This is a genomic window from Billgrantia sp. C5P2 (assembly GCF_051062895.2).
Map to the genome: position 1 here is coordinate 2,706,623 of NZ_CM128542.1, position 16,615 is coordinate 2,723,237.

Sequence of the window (16,615 nt, forward strand, 5' to 3'; positions counted from 1 at the left end):
TGCGGATCGTCTGGACGGCATTCATGACAATACTAGTATGGTTCAATCTGCCGCCGCGAAATGCGCCATCTGGTCCGCATCCGCCTTCACAAAGGCCGGGCGGGCCGTGGCACGCTCGACATAGCCTCGGCAGGCCGGCAACCATTCGCGCTTAGCCAGTTTGAATCTCCTTACGCTTGATGGGCCGATCCTTCTTCCGGCGAGCCACTTCATGAAAACCGGCCTCTTCAAAAGCTTTGGCCAAGCCGACAAGCGAGGTGGAGGAATCGAGACGACGCTTCCCCGGTTCAACAGGATAACCCTCAACGACTTTGTACCCTTGCTGCTTAGCGAAGCGCAAAATCTCATGGAGAAGCTCGAGCTGGATATTATTCCCCCGGGCCTGACGGTCGACGAAGAAACAGTTAACCGATAGCACTTCCTGATCGTCTACCGGTTTGGCAACCTGCGATTTGTTCAGCCGTGGATACCATTCGCGAGGCCCACACCCACACCAAGCGACAGGACGGCCCTCTGCATAAGCCAGGATACCCGGCACATCGCCTGCATCCACGCAAGCCTTCATTGCCCGACGATTCCCCTCACCTTGTTGCTTCTTCCAATCGGGAAATGACAGACGCCAGTGCATGCACCAGCAGCCCTTGCAACCCTCATAGGCACCTAATAGCGCCTCAAATTCGTGCCAAGTTGCTGTGGTAAGTGGTTTGAACGACAAGACCATTGCTGCCCCCTTGCCTATATCTTGATGCTGAACTGGCTAGAGATGCGAGAAGTATTATCGGGCGGCCCAGCCTTCGCTGTACGACTCAACGCCTCCTTTGGAGGACGACATGGGTGGCCCTGTCGGTAGCCGACCTCTCAACACACTGGTAGCCGAGAGCGCGCATGTCGATATCGGCGAACAAGTGCTCCCCTGCGCCGAGCAGAGCAGGCGTGATGGCAAGGTGGAGTTCGTCGACCAATTGCGCCCTTAGATACTGTTGAAGCGTAGCCACGCCCCCACCGAGACGCACATCCATACCGTTGGAAGCCTCTTTGGCGCGCTCCAGCGCCGCATGGATGCCTTCCGTGACGAAGTGGAACGTGGTGCCGCCTGCCATCTCGATGGGGTCGCGAGCATGATGCGTCAGCACGAAGACAGGTGCATGAAAAGGCGGGCTGTCTCCCCACCAGCCCTTCCACTCTTCGTCCTGCCAGGGGCCGCGCACGGGGCCGAACATGTTGCGGCCCAGGATCCAGGCGCCGACGTTCTCGAAGCCGCGCACCACGAAGTCATCGTCGGTTCCAGTCTCCCCGCCCTGCGTGCCCAGCACCCTTTGCTGAAACGTCGCGGTCGGGAACACCCAGTCATGGATCTCCATGCCATTGAGACCCATCGGGTTTTCCAGGCTCTGCTCGGGGCCGGCGGCAAACCCGTCCAGCGAAATACTGAAGCATGAGACACGCAGCTGAGTCATCGTTATCTCCTCAAGGGACACTACACATGGTCAGTAGTCGAACGGCCCGCCTGGATTTCGACATTCAAGCTGACCGGACTCGAGCCTGAGCGCCAGCGCTCTCGCCAACTCACCCGCCCAGCTCGCCGACACCAGCGGATGCCCGGATGAGGCGCTGACCAGCACGATATCGATACTGGGCAGTGCCGGCATTTCATGGATGGCATCGACTTCGACCAAATCAGGCGGCAAGGAAGCCGTGGCCGCCGCGGTGACGGCATTGCCCTGTCGAACCAGGGCCATCAAGGCTCCGGCGTTGGCACTGAGTGCCTTGATCCGATAGTGCCTGTGCGTCTTGTTCAAGCCATCCAGAGCCGAGCTATGAAATTTGCAATCGGCTTCATAAAGCGCCAGGGGCAAGGCTTCGTGCTGCTGCCAGTCGAATTCCGGGTGCTGTATCCAAATTCCCTTATCGAGCATCAGCACATGGCCTTCATCACTGTTGACCGCGCGAGTCAGGATGGCCAGGTCCAATGCCCCTCCATCCAACAGGTTTCTCAGCTTGGTGGTAGGCGCACAGATCAGCTGCAATTGTACGTTTGGGTATTGGTCATGAATGGTATTGACCAACAAGGGAAGCAGGCTCTGGGCGTAGTCATCCGGACTGCCGATGCGCAACGTAGGCAAAGCGGCGTCCGTTCTCAATTGGACTAGCGCTTCGTCGTGCAGGGCCAGCAAGCGGCGAGCATAGCTGACGAGGCGTTTGCCGTCGTTGGTGAGCTCCAGGTTGCGACCTTCCTTGAAGAACAAGCTGCAGCCAGCCTGCTCTTCCAGTCGCTTCATTTGCATGCTGAGCGCGGCTTGGGTTCGGTGCACATGGCGAGCAGCCCGGGTCAGGCTACCGGTATCGACAACGGCGATATAGGTACGCAGGAGATCCATGTCCATGTAACGGGGCCTCTATCCATCAGCCCCACTTATGGCTGATATTATTTCTATTCGTTTGTCGATCTGCAGGAAAAGCGGAACACTGCACCCCAGTGCTCGAGGATAAATACCAGAACGGCTTCCCTCTCATGCAATCACTGGAGACGACGATGATCTTGCACGACTACCTGCCTTCCGGCAATGGCTATAAAGTGCGCCTGCTGCTTAATCTGCTGGATCAGCCCTATGAATATCGCCATTACGATATCGTTCAGGGAGAAACCCGCACCCCCGAATTCCTGCATAAGAACCCCGCCGGCAAGATCCCGGTACTGGAACTCGACGACGGCCGATTTCTCAGCGAATCAAACGCCATTCTCTACTACCTGGCCCAAGGGAGCGACTATTGGCCCGAGGGCGATTGGGATCAGGCTCAGGTTCTGCGCTGGATGAGCTTCGAGCAGTACAGTCACGAGCCCAACATCGCCACATCTCGCTTCTGGCTCACTCACCTTGGTCTGAACGAGGAACGCAAGGCGCAACTGGCTGGCAAGCATGCGATGGGGCGGGCGGCGTTGGCGGTCATGGACGAGCACTTGGCAAAACAGGCCTGGTTCGTCGCGGATCGCTACACCATCGCGGATATCGCGCTCTACGCCTATACCCATGTGGCCCACGAAGGGGGATTCACATTGGAAGACTACCCCAGCGTCTGCCGATGGCTGGATCGTGTCGCGTCCCACCCTAATCACAGTCCAATCACCGCAGAATAGGAAAACTGTGACCGGGAAGCTGACGGCGCTGCTCGCCGTCAGTTGGCTTTGCAAGCTCGATGTCTAATGGCTTTTATGCTTCATCTCCGCGCAGTGCTCGACACCCTTCGGCACAACCATCATTTCTTCCGGAGCAAGACTGACCTCTCCAAACACCAGTAGGTCGTCGCCCGCTTGAAGAAATACCCTGTCACGGCAGGAACTTGATTGTATGTGCTAGCGCACGCTCGATGGAGGGTTAGCCCTCCCTGCGTGCGGGTTCGCTGATATGCAAAAACTTGGTATAGAGGTCGCGAGGAGGAGCAACCGAAATGGACTTGAGCACCTGCCCGACGTTACCACGGTGATAGCCACCGTGCGTCGCGACATGCAGGAGGATCTCTTCTCGGCTCATTCGCCCTCCGTCACCATCGGTGAACGTGAACGCCAAGACTTCAGCTAGAGCCGACTCATCGAGTTCGGCTATGTAGTCCACGTACCAGGCATCTGTTGCCTCCACGTCGTTGTGCAGTTGACTGAGCGTCGGCGTGTCTTCGGTGTTCGTTGCATCGTACGAGCTCGACTCTCCACTGAGATGTGCACGGAAGATTCGATCGACGACGTAGGTGTGATTAAGGGTGCGGATGCATGTGTGCAGCTGCTCGGCATGATTCAGCGGCAGCGTTGCAAGCAGCGTGAACAGTTCGGAATTGGCCCAAGCCTTATAGTTAAACAGGGACTGCAAGCTAGTAAGGGACATAACACCTCCGCTGAGTATGGAGAATTAACCATGCCGAACCAAGCGACTAACTTAATAATAGAAAACCATCAATCGGATTATACTCACTAGCCGCTCTCATTAACGAAGCAGCCGTGAACTGAGGCACGCCATAGACCTCGACCTTCTTTCCATGCACTTCACGAATCTTGTTCACCAGCAGATCAAAGTCGCCATCACCCGACACCAGCACTATGACGTCCGCCTGCTCGGCGTATTCTATGGCATCGAGAGTGATGCCAACGTCCCAATCGCCTTTCGCGGAGCCGTCCGACCTCTGGATGAAAGGCTTCAGCTTTACCTCGAACCCGATGGCCCTGAGAATGTTCTGAAACTCTCGCTGCTTCTGGTCGCCCCGGTCTATGGCGTAGGCAAAGGCTTTCACGACCTCTCTTCCTGCAGTGGCCTCGGCCCAGAACTTGTTGTAGTCGAAATTACGCCCGTACGCTTCCCGCACTGTGTAGTAGACATTCTGGACATCAACGAATATCGCAACTTTTTCCATCTCATGTACTCATTCTTGTTGAATAGTGGCACCAAACGCAGCGCCCCGGGCCAGTGCTGGCCCGGGGCGCTGCGTGTCGCAAAGCTGACAGCTAAGCGGCTTACAACGCCACCCCTGCCCTGGCGGCGCGGTGGGCATGCAGCTTCTTGTAGCTCTCGATCAAGCGCTGATGCTTCTCCAGGCCTTCGAGCTGCATGTTGGTCGGTGTCAGCCCGTGGAAGCGCACCTCGCCACTCACGGAGCCGACAACGGCTGCCATGGTCTGCTCGCCGAACATACGCGTGAGGTTGTAGATATAGTCGTCGAGCTCCAGCTCGTCGTCGAGTACGATCTCCAGCACCGCGGCCACGGCCTGGTAGAACAGCCCGCGCTCTACGGTGTTATCGTTGTACTGCTGGAACATCTCGACCCGCTCCAGTGCCTCTTCGTGCTGCTGCAGGGCGAGGTTGATCAGCAGCTTCAGCTCGAGGATGGTGAGCTGCCCCCACACGGTGTTCTCGTCGAACTCGATACCGATCAGGGTGATGATGTCCATGTGGTCGTCGAGCTGGCTCTCTTCCAGGCGCTCCAGCAGGTCGGCCAGCTGGCCGTCGTTCAGCGCATGGAGGTTGAGGATGTCCTCGCGGTAATCCAGGGCCATGTTGGTGTTGTCCCAGATCAGGTCGTCCACCGGGTAAACCTCGGAGTAGCCCGGTACCAGGATGCGGCACACCGGCGCGCCCAGATCCTCGTGCACGGCTACGTACACTTCCTTGCCCAATTCTTCGAGGATGCCGAACAGTGTCGCCGCTTCCTCTTCATTGCTGCCGGAGAAGTCCCAGTCGCTGAATTCGACGTCGCTCTTCGCGCTGAAGAAGCGCCACGAAACCAGCCCCGAGGAGTCGATGAAGTGCTCGACGAAGTTGTTCGGCTCAGAGACGGCCTGTGAGTTGAAGGTCGGCGGCAGGAAGTCGTTCAGGCCCTCGAAGCTGCGGCCCTGAAGCAGCTCGGTGAGGCTGCGCTCCAGCGCCACCTCGAAGCTGGGGTGGGCACCGAAGGAGGCGAACACGCCGCCGGTGCGAGGATTCATCAAGGTCACGCACATCACCGGGAACTGGCCGCCCAGTGAGGCGTCCTTGACCAACACCGGGTAGCCCTGGGCTTCCAGCGCCTGGATGCCTTCGAGAATGGCCGGGTAGCGCTGTAGCACTTCCTGGGGCACGTCCGGCAGCGCCAGCTCCTGCTCGAGGATCTCGCGCTTCACGGCCCGCTCGAAGATCTCCGAGAGGCACTGCACCTGCGCCTCCTGCAGCGTGTTGCCGGCGCTCATGCCATTGCTGAGGTAGAGGTTCTCGATCAGGTTCGAGGGGAAGTAGACCGTCTCGCCGTCGGACTGCCGCACGAAGGGCAAGGCGACGATGCCGCGCTCGACCTTGCCGGAGTTGGTGTCGATCAGGTGCGAGCCACGCAGCTCACCCTCGGGGTCGTAGATCTCGCGGGTATACGCGTCGAGGATGCCCTCGGGCAGCTCGTCGTTGGGCCCCGGCTTGAACCACTCTTCATTGGGGTAGTGAACGAAAGCGCTGTTGGCGATCTCTTCACCGAAGAACTGGTCGTTGTAGAAGAAGTTGCAGCTCAGGCGCTCGATAAATTCGCCCAGCGCCGAGCATAGCGCGCTCTCCTTGGTGGCGCCCTTGCCGTTGGTGAAGCACATCGGCGAGGCGGCGTCGCGAATGTGCAGCGACCATACGTGGGGCACGATGTTGCGCCAGGAGGCGATCTCGATCTTCATGCCCAGCTCCGCCAGGATGCCGGACATGTTGGCGATGGTCTGCTCCAGCGGCAGATCCTTGCCCTCGATCCAGGTGTAGGCTTCCTCGTCGGGCTGCACCATCAACAGCGCCTGGGCGTCCTCGTCGAGGTTTTCCACCGTCTCGATCTGGAAGTCCGGGCCAGTCTGCACCACCTTCTTGACGGTGCAGCGGTCGATGGAGCGCAGGATGCCTTCGCGATCCTTCTCGGAGATGTCTTCCGGCAGCTCGACCTGGATCTTGAATATCTGGTTGTAGCGATTCTCGGGGTCAACGATGTTGTTCTGCGAGAGCCGGATATTCTCGGTGGGGATGTCACGCGCCTTGCAGTACACCCGCACGAAGTAGGCCGCACACAGCGCGGAAGACGCCAGGAAGTAGTCGAAGGGGCTTGGCGCCGAGCCGTCGCCCTTGTAGCGGATGGGCTGGTCGGTGATGACGGTGAAATCGTCAAACTTGGCTTCAAGCCTGAGATTTTCGAGAAAATTGACTTTGATTTCCATGACGGGCTACCGATGGGGAAGTGTTGCTGGCGCAGGCCGAGGCGCGCAGTCTACCACACGGGCAAGGCCCTTTCGGCAACCGATAGCACAACGAGAAGACGTGGCAGCGTACGGTACGAGCCGTACGGAGGGGGTCGAGAGGAACCTGACTGAGGGGCAAACAAAGTCTACCCGGCAAACAACAAGGTAGCGTTCGTTCGCATCCTTCTTGTTTGCCGGGTAGTTCCCTGCGTACTTATGTCTGTTGCTTCTGAGCCGTCTCAGCGGCTTTCTTTACGCAATTTAACGTTGAGTAACGTTGAAAGCAACATAGACAAAGGGCTAAGGCGTATGACGACTCTGGTACTGCCTGGCAGACAGAAGAGCCACTAAGTGGCTGAATACGCTATGACTGTGCCCCTCCAGGGCTCCATGCCGTATCGACCGGCCCGTTTCAGCTCAGCAAAAAGTTTATTACCGCCTTCATGAATTCCGCTGGGAATTCGATGTGGGTCATGTGGGCGGCTGGCATCACCGTAAGCTTGGCGCCGGGAATGGTGGCAGCCATCGCTTCGCTGTGGCTGACGGTGGTCACGGGATCGTGCTCGCCGGCGATGATGAGCGTCGGAGCCGTGATGAGCGCGATGGTACGCCGCATGTCGGTGTCGCGAACGGCCGCGTAGGCACCGGCCAGGCCCTGCCGGTCCGTGGACAGCAGCGTGGCACGAAACGGCTCCACGACAGCGCTTTCGGGCTCCAGCATACGCGCCGGAAACCAGTTGCGCAGGAACCTCTCGGCGGTTTGCTGCATGTCTTTCGCTTCGAGCACGGCAGCGATGGCTTCGTCCCACTGCCTGGCCGGCCCCAGATACGAGGCGGTGTTGCTCAGGATCAGCCGGTCGATTCGCTCGGGCGCATGAATGCCCAGCCACTGCCCGACGAACCCACCCAACGAGAGCCCCAGGAAGTGGGCATGGTGAATACCCAGGCTATCCAGCAGTTCCAGCACATCCCTGCCGAGGCGGTCGATGGAATAGGCACCGTTCGGCACGCCCGACTCGCCGTGTCCGCGCATGTCGTAGCGCACCACGCGGAAATGCTCGGCCAGCTCGGGCACTTGGCGATCCCACATTTCCAAATCCGTGGCAATGGAGTTGGAAAGCACGAGCACGGGGCTATCGGCAGGCCCCTCGGTGCAATAGGCGATGCGGACGCCATCGCCCGTGGTGAAGTAAGAACGCGTCTTGTCGGCGGCGTTTACAGGGTTGGAAGCCATGCGGGACATATCGAACTCCTAGGCAATTTGCCTTGGGTGGTGAGTGAAGTTCGATAGTAGTTGCGCCTCCTGATAGAAAATATTACATAGTTTGATACGACTCTGTTAAGAAAACTGACAATGAACAAGTTCACACTGCACGAGCTTCATTGCTTCGTCGCCGTGGTCGATGAAGGCGGCTTTCAGGCGGCGGCGGCAGTACTCAACCGCTCGCATGCCGCGATATTTGCCGCGCTGGCAAAACTTGAGCGTCAGTTCAACATCGCCCTGCTCGACAGGAGCGGCTATCGAGTGCGGCCTACCGAAGCCGGTCTTTCGCTCTATCGGCGTGCCCAGTCGATACTCCGGGATGCAGATGCGCTATCCCTGCATGCCCAGCAAATGGCCATGGGCGAAGAGACCGAGCTCAATGTCGTGATCGGTGACCTCTGCCCTCGCTCGAAGATCCTTGGGTTACTCAGCCGCTTCTTTGCTGCATGCCCCCACACGCGCCTGCAACTCCACTATGAGGCAGTTACCGGGCCCTGGGAGCGGCTGCTGAACGGCGAGGCCGACCTGATCCTGCACCGAGTCGACAAGAGCGACCTGCAATTGGAGTGGATCGACATCGGCACGATTTCATTGATACCGGTCGTTGCACCGGGTTTCCTGCCCTTTCCCATTACGAATGCGATCACGCCGGAGCAGATGCGCGAACTGACCCAATGCGTGCTGCGTGACACGGCGCAGCACGCCGAGCCTCGCAATTACTATGTGGTGGGTGGCCCTTCTCAGTGCAGCGTGGCCGATCACGAGATGAAGAAGGATTTCATCCTGCAAGGCATGGCCTGGGGCCACCTGCCACGCTTCATGATCGAGGAGGAGTTGCACGACGGCCGCCTGCTCTCCATTGCCGGGCGTCATTTCCCCGGCGTTACCGAGGAGCTGGTCGTAGGGCGTCGGCGCGACCGCCCCCACGGGCCTGTCGCCCAGCGGCTGTGGGAGGCTCTTGAAGCGCAGGCGCCAGTCATCGAGCGCGAGTTTGCGGGACGCTAATCACTCTCAGTCGTCACTGCCATCTGTGCATCGGGTATCGATTCTCAGTGCTCCGTCCTGGGATCGGGCTTCGATCCACACTGACAAGTCGTGCGGCATCAATTAAAGACGACCGGAGCGAGCACCATCTATGGATGCATTTGCTCCCGCCATGCCAGCGCTCGCTGTTCATATAGCTTCACGAAATCCGCCTTGCCCTCGGAATAGCGTGTAATGTCATGGCGACAGACTTTGGCGACTCGCTGCTTCAACTCGCCATACTCTCTGGCCACGACGGGATGGGCGCGCAGGTAATCACGAAACGCAAGATGTCGCTGTGCGTCCAGAGAGCCCCACTCGAAAGCATGAATCTGATGGGTTCTACTAATACCACCCTTGCGGTAGTAACGACGGCCCGGCAAGCCAAACTCTCCCAGACACTCATAGCCGATCGCCTCGAAGCAACGCGATCGCCCATCCAACTCCTGTAAGTCAGCCACTTCGAGCAGAATATCGATGATGGGTTTGGCCTGCAGCCCTTCGACCGAGGTGCTGCCGATGTGATGCACACGATTGTGGAGACCGGCCACCGCCTCTTCGATAAGACACCTCTCTTCATCGAATCGGCGCGCCCAGCTCTCCTCGTAGGGGACCACTACTATGTGATTCATGTTCATCAGTCTTATCGCCCGCCCGTTACGTCCAGCAACGCCCCGGTCGAGTAGGAAGCTTCGTCGGAGAGCAGCCAGAGGATGGCGCGGGCGACTTCTTCGGCTTCTCCGCCGCGCTGCATGGGCACGGAAGTTTTCACCCGCTCGACGCGGTCCGGCTCGCCGCCGCTGGCGTGGATCTCGGTGTAGATTACGCCCGGGCGCACGGCATTGACGCGAATGCCTTCGCCCGCAACCTCCTTGGCCAGGCCGATGGTGAAGCTGTCGATGGCGCCCTTGGCAGCGGCGTAGTCGACGTACTCATTGGGCGCACCAAGCCGTGAGGCAATGGAGGAGACATTGACGATCGCCCCGCCCTGGCCACCGTGCCGGGTCGACATACGCCGCACGGCCTCGCGAGCACAGAGAAAGCTGCCGATGACATTGATCGAGAGAACTCGACTCAGGCGTGCGGCGTCCATCTGTTCGACGCGCATCTGAGTTTCCAGAATGCCGGCGTTGTTGACCAGCGCCGTGACCGGGCCGAGCTGCTCATCGACTTCTTCGAAGAGACGCACCACGTCGGCCTCGGAGCCGACATCGCCTGCCACGGCAACCGCCTCGCCGCCGGCACGGGTTATCTCCTCGACCACGGCGAACGCCGCAGCTTCGTTATGCCGGTAGTTGATACACACGGCGTAGCCGCTAGCGGCGCCCAAGCGCGCCGTTGCCGCACCGATGCCTCGGCTGCCGCCGGTAACCATCAGAACCTTTCCCAAGGTAATCCTCCCCCTATCCCGAACCGTGGCTCTTCACTCGCTTGGCAGTCACACTGGGCAAAGAGCAAGCAGCCAATCGTCGCTTCGCATCTTCCCACGCGATATGGGAAGTTATACCGCAACCCGACCATTCTGGAGCCCAGTTGGCACACTGACTCGTGTCGCGGGGAGTGAATCAGCTGGCTATAACCTACCCATCAAAACCAGAATGAGCAGTATGATCAAAACCAGCCCGAGCCCTCCGCTGGGGGCGTATCCCCATCCCCTGCTGTGGGGCCAGGCGGGTATCACGCCGATCAGAAGCAATATCACAATTATCAGCAAAATTGTTCCTATTGACATGTTGAATCTCCCAGCAGTGAGTGGCGGGACAGTGCTGAAGCAGGTGCTCGCAACATATCAATGCGGCTTACATTGGGTGGGCTCAATGTGTAAGCGTCAGGCCATGTCCTTATATTTGACACTAGACCATAGGAAGACGACCGTCTTGGAACCTGCGCCTCATTTTCCCGTTCAGCTGCGGTCGACGATCTTGGAAATCCGCTCGCTGCCGAACGTGAACTCGGAGATGCCATTCAGTTCGATCAGGCTTCCCGCCTTCGGCCCGCCGGGAATGTCCTGCGCCAGGCGGCCGTGGTAATCGATCTCGGCCGTGGCGCCGTCCTGGCTGAAGGTCAGGCTGGTAACACGCTGCACACGCTCGGAGAAGAATCCCTTGGCATGCTCGGCGAGCTGCCGAAACTCGTCGATCCCGTCGGCAGAGGTGGTGAGTTCACCGCCCGAGTAATTCTCGAAGGTGATGTCGGAGTCAAGTACGGCCAGCATCCCGTCAATGTCAAAGTGATTGTAGGCAGCGATGTATCGATCAATCAGTTCACGCTTCGTCGATTCGTCCATGAAGTGCTCCTTTCGGGACAGGTGGTGGTACCCGTCGTTCAAGTGCTGATCGCATTGGTGAATGTCAGCCGGTTACCGAATGGGTCGGCTATCGTCATGTCCTGGCTTCCCCAGGGCATCACTTCCAGACCCGGCTTGGCGTACTTGTAATCGGCAGCATGCAACTGCTGGTGAAACGCTTCGAGCTCGTCGGCCTCGATGCGCAGCGCCGCCCCCGGACTGCAGTCGCCATGGTGCTCGGAGAGATGCAGTACGCAACCATCCTTGGAGACCTGCATGTACAGCGGCATGCCTTGCGCGAAGCGATGTTCCCAGTCCACCTGAAAACCCAGGAAGTCGATATAGAACTCCCTGGCTTTGGCTTCATCAAAGACGCGCAGGATCGGAGTCGTCTTGCCGAATTTCATTCCACTGAGCTCCCGTTGTGTTTATACGTCTATTGAGCCGTATAGCCGGCCACGCGTCCAATACCCTCAAGGAGTGCACCAGTAGCGCCTCCTTCAGGCATAGGCCAAAGGCCCCTTTGGCTCAAGGCTTCGCTTTGCTGTGAAGCTCACCCTAGAACCATTCCAATACCCTTAGAACGAAGACAGCTGGATAACCCATAATGGCAGGCATCATGGTCAGCACCATGCCAAGTGCGCGGCCCTCGGTGCCCTGTCGGTAGCCGCGTAGAAACAGCACGCGACCGATCACGAAGAACGCCACGCTGACGGGAATGAGCGAGAGCCATGCCCCCGCGACCAGGCTAGCGAAGGCGAAGTAGAACCCGACGGCAAGGACCGACTGCTCCAGCTACCCCATACCGAGGCGTGGCCACGACACCAACTCCAGACTCAGGATAGCAAATGCCGCCAGCGAGCCATTCCCGCCAGCACGAACCATCAAGCCGTCGGCTTCGCCTGGTTTACGACGGCGAGTGCCCGATGTGCCGTCGCTACGTTCGCTGGCAGCGAATCCGCACGGAGGTCGGCAAGCTCGAACTGATCGACGCCAGGCGCAGCAGCGAAGCGCGCCGGGAGCTCACGGACTTGGGCATCGATCTGGATGAGGGCTTCGCCCTGCAGGTTGGCGAACGCTGGTACCACGGCAGCGAAGCCCTGCATCGCCTCACCCTGCTGGGCACCCGCAGCGGCGTGTTCAACCGCTTGATGTATCGGCTGTTTGCGAGCCCCGGGCGCACCGCACAGTTCTATCCTCTGCTCAAGAGGTGCCGGAGCGGGCTATTGAAAATGCTGGGAAAGGGCCCCATCGACAATCTGGATCGCAAGTGAGCCGGATGCGATTGCGGCTGCTCCGCTATCTTCAAGGTTGGATACAGCCAACCGCCATGACAGGAGTTCCCATGAGTTCACGTATTCTGATGGTTCTGACCTCGCACGACCGTCTCGGCGATACCGGCGAGCCCACCGGCTTCTGGCTCGAGGAACTGGCGGCGCCCTACTACGCCTGCCTGGATGCCGGCGCCGAGGTGGTACTGGCCTCGCCCAAGGGCGGCAAGCCGCCGCTGGACCCCAAGAGCGACGCCGAGGAGAGCCAGACCGAAGCGACCCGGCGATTCCAGCAGGACGATGAGGCCCAGCGGGCCCTGGCCAATACCCGTCGCCTGAGCGAGGTCAGTGCCGACGATTTCGATGCCGTTTTCTACCCTGGCGGCCACGGCCCGCTTTGGGACCTGGTGGAAGACAAGGATTCCATCCGCCTGATCGAAACCTTCTGGGCGCAGCAAAAGCCGGTGGCCGCCGTCTGCCACGCCCCCATCGTGCTGGTGCACGCACGCGATACCGACGGCAACCCGATCATTCGCGGCAGGCAGGTCACCGGTTTCACCAACGAAGAGGAAGAGGCCGTGGGACTCACCGAGGTCGTGCCGCACCTGGTGGAAAACGCACTGAAGGAAGGCGGCGCCCACTACTCCAAGGCCGACGTCTTCACGCCCTACACGCGCCAGGATGGCCTGTTGATCACCGGCCAGAACCCGCCCTCCTCCGAACCGACGGCCCGACTGCTGCTGGAGGCGTTGGGCAAGAAGTAGACGACACACTCTCAAGCCTACCGCTACCGGCCTGCTTCGGCCGGTAGCCTTCCCTTTCGCAAGACCTGCATTCATTCACCTCAATTTCCTTCAATACCGCCCCCTGCCGCTGCGGCACGCTTGGTTCATTGCTAACCAGGAGAATGTCGCGATGAGCCTTGCCCTGATTCTGCCAATGTCGGCGTTTGCCCTTGCCGCTTCGATCTCCCCTGGGCCGGTGAACCTGGTGTGCCTGAGTAGCGGCACGCGCTACCCCCTATCCCAGGGACTGGTGTTCGTGACCGGGGCCACGCTGGGCTTCGTGGTGCTGTTCGTTGCCGTGGGGTTGGGGCTCTACTCGGTGCTGGCGGTGGTGCCGGGGTTGGAACAGGCACTGCGCTGGGCGGGGGTGGCGTTTCTGCTCTACATGAGCGTTCGGCTGTTTCGCGACGACGGTCGCCTGCCGGAAGGCGGAGCCCAGCGGGCACCGGGGTTCATGACGGGGGCACTCATGCAGTGGCTCAACCCCAAGGCGTGGCTGGCGTCGGCCTCGGGCATCGGGGCCTACACCAGCGGCAGTGACCTGCAGCAGGTGCTGCTGTTCGCCGCGCTCTACCTGCCGATCTGCTGGCTGTCGCTGGGCAGCTGGGTCTATGCCGGGGCCTACCTGAGGCGCTATCTCCACCGGCCTGCCGTGCTGATAGCGGTGAACCGCACGCTGGCGGTGCTGCTCGCCGGTAGCTGTGTCTATCTACTGCTCGGGTGACGGCTGGCGATACTGATTCGGCGTGGCGGCCACCAGGCGCTTGAAGGTGCGCTGGAAGTGCGGCTGGTCGGCGAAACCGGCGTTCAAGGCCGCTTCCGCGATGGGCGTGCCGCCTTTCAGTTCGCGCTGGCCGAGTTGGATGCGACGGTTGATCAGGTAGGCATGCGGCGTGAAGCCGAAATGACGCTTGAAGGCACGAATCAGATGGCCGGGGCTGTAGCCGGAGCGCTCGCACAGGTCATCGAGGGAAATGTCCTCTGCCGCGTGCGCGTCCAGGTAGGCAGCAAGCTGCCGCAGGTTCGCCGGGGCCAATGGCAATGGCCGTGCCGGCTGACCGGCCAGTTCGTGCATCAGGGCGGAGAGGTATTCGACCACGACCGTTTGCCTGTCGAGCAGGTCGCGTGTCGGATCGAGCAAGCAGGCCGCCATATGGCAGTAGCCTTCATACCATTTGGGCGCGCGAATCACGGCGGTGGGAAAATCCTGCCAGCGCGGCGACGCCAACAGCCCGGCCTGGTAGCGCAACTCGATCAGCCAGTCGGTATCGACGTAGAGCATCAGGTAGGCCCAAGGCCGGTCGTCGATGGCGCTACAGGCGTGCATCCAATCGGGATTCATCATCACCAGGGTGCCGGCATGCACGTGGTAGCGATCCTCCCGGTAGCGGAAGGTGCTCTCCCCCGCGGTAATGGCGCCCAGCGACCAATGCGTATGGCTATGCGGTGCATAGCAGACCCTGCGGCCATCATCGACCTTGCGCAGCTCCACGTGCGGCATGCGCGGGTCGCGCCAGAACAGGGGCTTGTGGGATGTCGTTGTCATGGTTGGCTCGCTGCGTCTTCATACCAGTGTAGCGCTTGTGACGGGCTACTTGGCATACCCAAGGCCTTGGACCATGTTAATGCCAGCCCTCGCAGCCGGTGTTAGGCTACTGGCAAGAGCGTTTTAAACGGCTCATCACTCTAACGAATCGATGTCGTGCTGCCTGCAGCAAGCAGGCAGACGACCTGGGCGGGCATGCTAGATATCAAATCTCTTCCAACACGGGCGCAGCATTCTCTCAAACGTCCTCACCGACTTGCTCTGGCGACGTTGCCGCCGCGTGCCTTCGCCTTTTGCCATACCTTCGGGACCACGCTATGGATTGCCTTGGAGGAAGGCAGCGGCTGGTCGCTGATCCTGCCGGCGCTACTCCTGCTGCTATGGCCAGCCGTCGCGTACGGCCACGCTGCCATGGCTCACGACTCAAAGCGCGCCGAATTCAGGAATCTCTATTTCGACAGCCTGTTGTTCGGTGCCTGGTGCAGTGTGCTCGATTTCTATGTGCTGGCCACCGTCACAATCGGCCTGGCCTGCTTCATGAACAACATGGTGGTCGGCGGGCCACGGCGAATGGCGGCTTCCATGGCACTGTTTGCTGGCGGCGCGCTGGGCTGGAGCGCGCTGACCGGGTTCGGCTTCCGGCCGTACGTCAGTACCGGGTTGGACATCTATCAAGGTGCCGGCGCAGTGATATATTTCCTGGCAATCGCCCAGGTGATGTATGGGCAGAATCGCAAGATCGGCCGCAGTATCGTCGAGATCAAGTTCCAGAACCGGGTCTTTCATGCACTGCTCCAGCTTGGCGTCGTAGCCAATCGCGCCTCGAATATCCATACCCTGCTGGAGGACTCGCTGAAGCACCTGCACGCCGATTTCCCAGAGTACGGGTTTGCCGTGTTCCTCCAGGAGCGGCAACGCCCCGAGGTGACACGCTACGCTGCCGTCACTGGACTTCGACTCGGCCCGGAGGATGAGCGACGCCTCGGCGGGCTTTTGGCCACGCTTCATGATCGCGAGGAAAACACCATCAAGCTACGCGAAACGACCGTCGGCGAGCAGCTGTATGCAACGCCCATGGCCGGCCGTCTCAGTCTCTACGATGGCTGGCTCATCGTGCGCGCCCCCAAGCTGGACGGTGCGCTGGAGAGAATGCTGACCCTGTTCGCCGACCAACTGGCGGCGGCCACCGAGAACAAGCTGCTCCATCTGGAATTGAAAAAGACGGCGGAACGCGACGGCCTGACCGGGATTTACAACCGTGGCTTCTTCGAATCGGCGCTGCAGTTGAGCATTCAGGCCAAGGCACAGCCCCCGGGGCTGGATTTCGCCGTATTGATGATGGATGTCGATGGGCTCAAGAAGGTCAACGACCAGTATGGCCACGTCGCGGGCGATCAGCTCATCACTGCCGTTGCCGAGCGCTTGAAGATGCAGTGCCGCGAAGATGACATCCTCGCACGCTATGGCGGAGACGAATTCGTCATTCTGTTCCCTTCCGCAGACCTGTCAGCACCCAATCGCGTCGCCACATTGATCCGATCACACTTGGAAGGACAGCGGTGCACCATCACCTCCACGCACGGTGAGAGCGTGGAGGTGCAGCTTCGTTTGAGCATGGGCACAGCCAGTTCCACCGAGGTGCCCGCCCAAGAAGTACTTACCCTGGCGGACAATCGCATGTACGACGACAAGACCCAGCGCCGCAGTGCAAGAGTCCTCGGCTGAAC

At 60.0% G+C, this 16,615-nt stretch carries 19 protein-coding genes; 6 read left to right on the top strand and 13 right to left on the bottom strand.

The window, feature by feature from the left end; all coding sequences use genetic code 11:
• Positions 1-151 precede the first annotated feature (151 nt).
• The 3 genes from ACRWQA_RS12500 to ACRWQA_RS12510 form a co-directional block, all read right to left on the bottom strand.
• Complete coding sequence (locus tag ACRWQA_RS12500; RefSeq protein ID WP_434227318.1) at positions 152-721, bottom strand: GNAT family N-acetyltransferase; 570 nt, start codon at positions 719-721, stop codon at positions 152-154.
• Between the two features lie 85 nt (positions 722-806).
• Positions 807-1,457, bottom strand: coding sequence for a dihydrofolate reductase family protein (locus ACRWQA_RS12505; protein ID WP_263583575.1), 651 nt, complete (start codon positions 1,455-1,457; stop codon positions 807-809).
• Between the two features lie 30 nt (positions 1,458-1,487).
• Positions 1,488-2,384, bottom strand: a complete 897-nt coding sequence (locus ACRWQA_RS12510; RefSeq protein ID WP_434227320.1) for a LysR family transcriptional regulator — start codon at positions 2,382-2,384, stop codon at positions 1,488-1,490.
• Between the two features lie 149 nt (positions 2,385-2,533).
• Between ACRWQA_RS12510 and ACRWQA_RS12515 the strand changes: the two genes are divergently transcribed.
• Complete coding sequence (locus ACRWQA_RS12515; protein ID WP_434227322.1) at positions 2,534-3,136, top strand: glutathione S-transferase family protein; 603 nt, start codon at positions 2,534-2,536, stop codon at positions 3,134-3,136.
• 238 nt (positions 3,137-3,374) lie between these two features.
• Here the strand turns inward: ACRWQA_RS12515 and ACRWQA_RS12520 are convergent, their stop codons facing one another.
• From ACRWQA_RS12520 to pcaD, 4 genes are all read right to left on the bottom strand, one after another.
• Positions 3,375-3,875, bottom strand: coding sequence for a DinB family protein (locus tag ACRWQA_RS12520; RefSeq protein WP_263583572.1), 501 nt, complete (start codon positions 3,873-3,875; stop codon positions 3,375-3,377).
• A 46-nt stretch (positions 3,876-3,921) separates the two neighbouring features.
• Positions 3,922-4,398, bottom strand: coding sequence for a LabA-like NYN domain-containing protein (locus ACRWQA_RS12525; protein WP_434227324.1), 477 nt, complete (start codon positions 4,396-4,398; stop codon positions 3,922-3,924).
• A gap of 100 nt (positions 4,399-4,498) precedes the next feature.
• A complete protein-coding gene (locus ACRWQA_RS12530) occupies positions 4,499-6,691 on the bottom strand; it encodes an OsmC domain/YcaO domain-containing protein (protein ID WP_263583570.1) in 2,193 nt (730 codons plus the stop codon).
• 433 nt (positions 6,692-7,124) lie between these two features.
• Positions 7,125-7,955: a 3-oxoadipate enol-lactonase gene (gene pcaD / locus ACRWQA_RS12535; protein WP_434227326.1), complete on the bottom strand. Its 831-nt coding sequence runs from the start codon at positions 7,953-7,955 to the stop codon at positions 7,125-7,127.
• 111 nt (positions 7,956-8,066) lie between these two features.
• On the opposite strand from pcaD, the gene ACRWQA_RS12540 reads away from it, so the two are divergent.
• Positions 8,067-8,981 carry a LysR family transcriptional regulator gene (locus tag ACRWQA_RS12540; RefSeq protein ID WP_434227328.1) on the top strand — a complete coding sequence of 305 codons (915 nt, stop codon included), beginning with the start codon at positions 8,067-8,069 and terminating at the stop codon, positions 8,979-8,981.
• Between the two features lie 128 nt (positions 8,982-9,109).
• On the opposite strand, the gene ACRWQA_RS12545 is transcribed toward ACRWQA_RS12540, so the two are convergent.
• The 5 genes from ACRWQA_RS12545 to ACRWQA_RS12565 form a co-directional block, all read right to left on the bottom strand.
• Positions 9,110-9,637: a GrpB family protein gene (locus ACRWQA_RS12545; RefSeq protein WP_434227330.1), complete on the bottom strand. Its 528-nt coding sequence runs from the start codon at positions 9,635-9,637 to the stop codon at positions 9,110-9,112.
• A gap of 5 nt (positions 9,638-9,642) precedes the next feature.
• Complete coding sequence (locus ACRWQA_RS12550) at positions 9,643-10,389, bottom strand: SDR family oxidoreductase (RefSeq protein ID WP_263583566.1); 747 nt, start codon at positions 10,387-10,389, stop codon at positions 9,643-9,645.
• Positions 10,390-10,572: 183 nt separating this feature from the next.
• A complete protein-coding gene (locus ACRWQA_RS12555; protein ID WP_263583565.1) occupies positions 10,573-10,731 on the bottom strand; it encodes a DUF3309 family protein in 159 nt (52 codons plus the stop codon).
• 171 nt (positions 10,732-10,902) lie between these two features.
• Positions 10,903-11,286: a nuclear transport factor 2 family protein gene (locus tag ACRWQA_RS12560; RefSeq protein WP_263583564.1), complete on the bottom strand. Its 384-nt coding sequence runs from the start codon at positions 11,284-11,286 to the stop codon at positions 10,903-10,905.
• 38 nt (positions 11,287-11,324) lie between these two features.
• Positions 11,325-11,693, bottom strand: a complete 369-nt coding sequence (locus ACRWQA_RS12565) for a glyoxalase superfamily protein (protein WP_434227333.1) — start codon at positions 11,691-11,693, stop codon at positions 11,325-11,327.
• A gap of 441 nt (positions 11,694-12,134) precedes the next feature.
• On the opposite strand from ACRWQA_RS12565, the gene ACRWQA_RS12570 reads away from it, so the two are divergent.
• The 3 genes from ACRWQA_RS12570 to ACRWQA_RS12580 all read left to right on the top strand — a co-directional run bounded on the left by ACRWQA_RS12570 (position 12,135) and on the right by ACRWQA_RS12580 (position 14,066).
• Positions 12,135-12,560, top strand: coding sequence for a DCC1-like thiol-disulfide oxidoreductase family protein (locus tag ACRWQA_RS12570; RefSeq protein ID WP_434227335.1), 426 nt, complete (start codon positions 12,135-12,137; stop codon positions 12,558-12,560).
• 71 nt (positions 12,561-12,631) lie between these two features.
• The gene (locus tag ACRWQA_RS12575) at positions 12,632-13,321 is read left to right on the top strand and encodes a type 1 glutamine amidotransferase domain-containing protein (protein WP_263583561.1); all 690 of its coding nucleotides are present in this window, start codon (positions 12,632-12,634) and stop codon (positions 13,319-13,321) included.
• Between the two features lie 151 nt (positions 13,322-13,472).
• Positions 13,473-14,066, top strand: a complete 594-nt coding sequence (locus tag ACRWQA_RS12580) for a LysE family translocator (protein WP_434227337.1) — start codon at positions 13,473-13,475, stop codon at positions 14,064-14,066.
• On the opposite strand, the gene ACRWQA_RS12585 is transcribed toward ACRWQA_RS12580, so the two are convergent.
• Positions 14,052-14,888, bottom strand: coding sequence for an AraC family transcriptional regulator (locus ACRWQA_RS12585; RefSeq protein ID WP_263583559.1), 837 nt, complete (start codon positions 14,886-14,888; stop codon positions 14,052-14,054). The genes ACRWQA_RS12580 and ACRWQA_RS12585 overlap by 15 nt on opposite strands.
• A 195-nt stretch (positions 14,889-15,083) precedes the next feature.
• Between ACRWQA_RS12585 and ACRWQA_RS12590 the strand changes: the two genes are divergently transcribed.
• Entirely contained in the window at positions 15,084-16,613 is a 1,530-nt protein-coding gene (locus tag ACRWQA_RS12590; RefSeq protein ID WP_434227340.1) for a sensor domain-containing diguanylate cyclase, read from the top strand.
• Positions 16,614-16,615 lie beyond the last annotated feature (2 nt).

Excerpts from the sequence above, each read along its gene's own strand:
- ACRWQA_RS12500 (WP_434227318.1), bottom strand. The coding sequence starts at position 721 with ATGGTCTTGTCGTTCAAACCACTTACCACAGCAACTTGGCACGAATTT.
- ACRWQA_RS12505 (WP_263583575.1), bottom strand. The coding sequence starts at position 1,457 with ATGACTCAGCTGCGTGTCTCATGCTTCAGTATTTCGCTGGACGGGTTT.
- ACRWQA_RS12510 (WP_434227320.1), bottom strand. The coding sequence starts at position 2,384 with ATGGACATGGATCTCCTGCGTACCTATATCGCCGTTGTCGATACCGGT.
- ACRWQA_RS12515 (WP_434227322.1), top strand. The coding sequence starts at position 2,534 with ATGATCTTGCACGACTACCTGCCTTCCGGCAATGGCTATAAAGTGCGC.
- ACRWQA_RS12520 (WP_263583572.1), bottom strand. The coding sequence starts at position 3,875 with ATGTCCCTTACTAGCTTGCAGTCCCTGTTTAACTATAAGGCTTGGGCC.
- ACRWQA_RS12525 (WP_434227324.1), bottom strand. The coding sequence starts at position 4,398 with ATGGAAAAAGTTGCGATATTCGTTGATGTCCAGAATGTCTACTACACA.
- ACRWQA_RS12530 (WP_263583570.1), bottom strand. The coding sequence starts at position 6,691 with ATGGAAATCAAAGTCAATTTTCTCGAAAATCTCAGGCTTGAAGCCAAG.
- pcaD (WP_434227326.1), bottom strand. The coding sequence starts at position 7,955 with ATGTCCCGCATGGCTTCCAACCCTGTAAACGCCGCCGACAAGACGCGT.
- ACRWQA_RS12540 (WP_434227328.1), top strand. The coding sequence starts at position 8,067 with ATGAACAAGTTCACACTGCACGAGCTTCATTGCTTCGTCGCCGTGGTC.
- ACRWQA_RS12545 (WP_434227330.1), bottom strand. The coding sequence starts at position 9,637 with ATGAACATGAATCACATAGTAGTGGTCCCCTACGAGGAGAGCTGGGCG.
- ACRWQA_RS12555 (WP_263583565.1), bottom strand. The coding sequence starts at position 10,731 with ATGTCAATAGGAACAATTTTGCTGATAATTGTGATATTGCTTCTGATC.
- ACRWQA_RS12560 (WP_263583564.1), bottom strand. The coding sequence starts at position 11,286 with ATGGACGAATCGACGAAGCGTGAACTGATTGATCGATACATCGCTGCC.
- ACRWQA_RS12565 (WP_434227333.1), bottom strand. The coding sequence starts at position 11,693 with ATGAAATTCGGCAAGACGACTCCGATCCTGCGCGTCTTTGATGAAGCC.
- ACRWQA_RS12570 (WP_434227335.1), top strand. The coding sequence starts at position 12,135 with ATGCCGCCAGCGAGCCATTCCCGCCAGCACGAACCATCAAGCCGTCGG.
- ACRWQA_RS12575 (WP_263583561.1), top strand. The coding sequence starts at position 12,632 with ATGAGTTCACGTATTCTGATGGTTCTGACCTCGCACGACCGTCTCGGC.
- ACRWQA_RS12580 (WP_434227337.1), top strand. The coding sequence starts at position 13,473 with ATGAGCCTTGCCCTGATTCTGCCAATGTCGGCGTTTGCCCTTGCCGCT.
- ACRWQA_RS12585 (WP_263583559.1), bottom strand. The coding sequence starts at position 14,888 with ATGACAACGACATCCCACAAGCCCCTGTTCTGGCGCGACCCGCGCATG.
- ACRWQA_RS12590 (WP_434227340.1), top strand. The coding sequence starts at position 15,084 with ATGCTAGATATCAAATCTCTTCCAACACGGGCGCAGCATTCTCTCAAA.